Source organism: Flavobacterium sp. (assembly GCF_049318325.1).
GTDB lineage: Bacteria > Bacteroidota > Bacteroidia > Flavobacteriales > Flavobacteriaceae > Flavobacterium.
On the sequence record NZ_JBMOGQ010000187.1, the window covers coordinates 1 to 3,408 of the forward strand.

3 protein-coding genes are annotated in these 3,408 nt (G+C 37.5%); 2 read left to right on the forward strand and 1 reads right to left on the reverse strand.

Annotation, left to right across the window (positions count from 1 at the left end; genetic code table 11):
- The first annotated feature begins 290 nt into the window (after positions 1-290).
- Positions 291-1,256, forward strand: coding sequence for a RhuM family protein (gene rhuM, locus ACOYLP_RS11445; RefSeq protein ID WP_422856303.1), 966 nt, complete (start codon positions 291-293; stop codon positions 1,254-1,256).
- Positions 1,257-1,653: 397 nt separating this feature from the next.
- Here rhuM and ACOYLP_RS11450 read toward each other — a convergent pair whose 3' ends face one another.
- Complete coding sequence (locus ACOYLP_RS11450) at positions 1,654-1,887, reverse strand: phosphate-starvation-inducible PsiE family protein (RefSeq protein WP_422856304.1); 234 nt, start codon at positions 1,885-1,887, stop codon at positions 1,654-1,656.
- A 388-nt stretch (positions 1,888-2,275) separates the two neighbouring features.
- On the opposite strand from ACOYLP_RS11450, the gene ACOYLP_RS11455 reads away from it, so the two are divergent.
- A partial coding sequence (locus ACOYLP_RS11455; RefSeq protein ID WP_422856305.1) for an alpha/beta hydrolase family protein occupies positions 2,276-3,408 on the forward strand: 1,133 nt, incomplete at its 3' end.

The window sequence follows — 3,408 nt, forward strand, 5'->3', positions numbered from 1 at the left end:
AGACAAAAATGATTAAATGACAAAACCCTTACTAAGTAAGGGTTTCAATGTGTTTTGTGGCTGTTTTTTAGGTGATTGTTTTTGCCACTTACTTACCGATACAAAACTTTACAACCCTTATCAGTAAAGGTTTTCAGAGGTGGGGTACAAATGAGGTACAGGAATAAAAAGTAAGAACTTATGGATTTAGAGATGCATTAGCCAGCCTTGAACTTTCTTTAATTTAAAAGATACTTATCTTCTCTAACTTTACGTTTGTTGTGAAATTACTCATAGCTCATTTTGAAATCATGAAGGAAATTATAATTTATAGATCAAAAGACAAACAAACTCAGATTGAAGTAAATTTTGAGAATGACACCGTTTGGTTGACTCAACAACAAATGGCAATCCTTTTTGGACAAACTAAGCAAAATATAAGTTTACATATCAATAACTGCTTTAAAGAGAAGGAATTAAAATCTTCTTCAGTTGTCAAGGAATCCTTGACAACTGCCTCAGACGGAAAAAGGTACAAAACAAAATATTATAATCTGGATATAATCATTTCAGTAGGATATCGCGTTAAATCAATTAGGGGAACTCAATTTCGTCAATGGGCCACCCAACGATTGAAAGACTATCTAATAGAAGGTGTTGCCATAAATGAAAAACGTTTAGCTCAAAAAAATAAAGAAATTCAAGTTTTGCATGATGGAATTAAAATACTCAGTAGAGCAATTGTAGAGAAAGCAAGTGCTAAAGATTTTGAGTGGCTTCATCAATTTAGTCTTGGTTTGAAATTATTAGATGATTACGATCATGAGGCTTTGGATAAAATCGGTAAACACAAAAGAAAAGCCAAATATCCTGCGTTGAACGAATATATGGAAGTGGTTGAACGAATGAAAACAGATTTTAATTCTAATATTTTTGGAAAAGAAAAAGACGGAGGATTTAAAAGTGCTGTTACATTAATTGAACAACAATTTGACAAAAAGGATATTTATTTAAGTATTGAAGAAAAAGCATCGATGCTGCTTTATTTAATTGTCAAGAATCATGCTTTTGTGGACGGCAACAAAAGAATTGCTGCAGCTTGTTTTCTATTGTTTTTAGAACGAAATAATTTATTGTATAACGAGCAAGGTCAACCAATAATTAGTAACGAAGCTTTAGCCAGTCTAACTTTATTTGTTGCTTCAAGTAAAGCAGAAGAAATGGAAACAGTAAGACATTTATTAGTTAGCATTTTAAATAGAAATATGCATCATTAAAAGAAGTAATCCAATAGACACATAATGATTTATTTTTATATTATTTACCGATACAAAACATTAAAACCCTTACCAGTAAAGGTTTTCAGGGGCGGGGTACAAATGGGGTACAAGGAAATTGGACCAGTTTAAAATTTATTCCTTTGTTCTTTTTTATTATTTCGAGAAGATCAATATCAGAAGTTAAAGTATGCCTCATTAAATCGTTTAACTGAAGTCAGCATAAAAGTTGAAGTTTTTTATTCTAGGGAAACCTTTTGGCTAATTCAAAAGAAAATGACTATGCTTTTTGGCGTGGAGTTGCTGGCTGTGAGCTTACTTCTTAAAAACATTTTCGAAACCGGTTTAAACTTAACTAGCCATTAAATATGGGTCGGTGAAGGCGTCATACCGGTCTTTATTCCTTGATCTCCGGATCTTTTTGAAATAAAAAGTAGGATACACCAATGGAGATGATAAGGGTAGATATACCGAACAACTCTATTGGTTCTATCTCTTTCAAATTCAGAGTAATCACTTTATTGGCCATGGCAATAGCTGCGACTTTTGTAATCGATTTAACCGGCATCTGGTTGCTCTGTAATATAATATATAGCGATTTGAAAAGCTCATATCCAACGATTATGATCATGTACTGAGTAGTGCCTACCAAGTGAGCCTCAATAATTTATGACTGGCAGCATGGGAGAAGAATGGGATGTGTGTTGACTACCTCGGCCATGTTTAAGCCGAACAGTGCCTAGAGCTGTGATCACATATCGTTCATCTAATTCCACACCTTCCTCTAAAGTAGATTTATCATCCTTTGTCCCCCATTTCAGATCTAATTTTATGAATCCAGATAATCCGATAGTGGCAAAGGAAGTGCAAAAAACATCAACTGATATAATCATCTTTGTTGAAGTACACTTCATAGTTGAACGGCCAAAATACTTAACTCAAAAAAGTGACTATTTAAAGCACCACCCCCTTGAATATGCGATGATAAATCCTTATCATTGCAATTAAAAATAAACTTCATGAGCGCAATAATTACTTTCGTCCGGCAGCGTTTTATCATAGGTGTATTAGGGATTTTCATGATCGCTGGCATTTTGTTTTCTGGATGCAAACCACAGGTCAAATCGGATACTGCCTCGACGGTTCAAAAAGGGAAACTCATACGAGCGGAGAAGATTGGCGAGTTTGATACCGCTAAGCTCAATCGAGTTTTTAATGAGGAGTTGGAACCTTTTTTAGATGGTTCTCCCATGCCGTTTTCAGCTTTCAAGGGCAAATACCCCAACGCCATCAACAGTTTAACGCTCTACAAGATTACTTTCCAAACTTCCATTCCGGAGAAAAACAATATACCGTCCGAGCAAACAGGCTTGGTTGCTATTCCGACCATTTTCGCTGCAGGCTCACCAATGGTATCCTACCAACACGGAACCGTGTTCAGTAAGACCGATGTTCCTTCAAACATCGAACGATCCATGGAGACCAAGTTGATGCTTGCTAGGTTTGGAGGGCAGGGCTATATCGTGATTGCTGCCGATTATGCTGGTTTGGGAGATTCTAAAGAAAACAATGTCTACTACCTACGCCGAAGCACTGAGCAGACTTGCATGGATATGTATGCGGCAGCACAGGAATTTCTGGCTCAGCAAAAAATTAAAGTCGGTAATTTTTTCACCCTGGGTTGGTCACAAGGAGCCTATAGTACCCTCGTTTTCCTGCGTGGTTTGGAGCAAGCCAAGATTCCCGTAAGCGCTACGGTAACTGCAGCAACGCCGGCTGATTTGTTTTATGTGATTACCCACGCGGTATTGAATCCTCGTCCCATCGATGCATCTTCGTCAATCGGTAGCATGTGCTATCTCTTATTTGCATATGAGGAGTTTGGGGGATTGAGTGGATTGGCTACGAAAGCCATTCAACCCAAATACTATCAGGCTGCGAAGGATTTTTATGAATTCAAGATCGGTTTCCTCGATTTGTTACAAAAGACCACTCCCAATTTATTGGAATTCCTCAATCCTGAATTCGTGGAAGAACTTCGGCTAGGATCCAGTCCGCTTTGCCAAGCCATGAACACCGCCGAAAGTTATCGATGGAGAAGTAATACGCCCCTTCGCTCCTATTATGGGGAGAAAGACGAGGCCATTCCGGT

Coding starts and splice junctions, on each gene's coding strand:
- rhuM (WP_422856303.1), top strand. CDS start 291: ATGAAGGAAATTATAATTTATAGATCAAAAGACAAACAAACTCAGATT.
- ACOYLP_RS11450 (WP_422856304.1), bottom strand. CDS start 1,887: ATGATCATAATCGTTGGATATGAGCTTTTCAAATCGCTATATATTATA.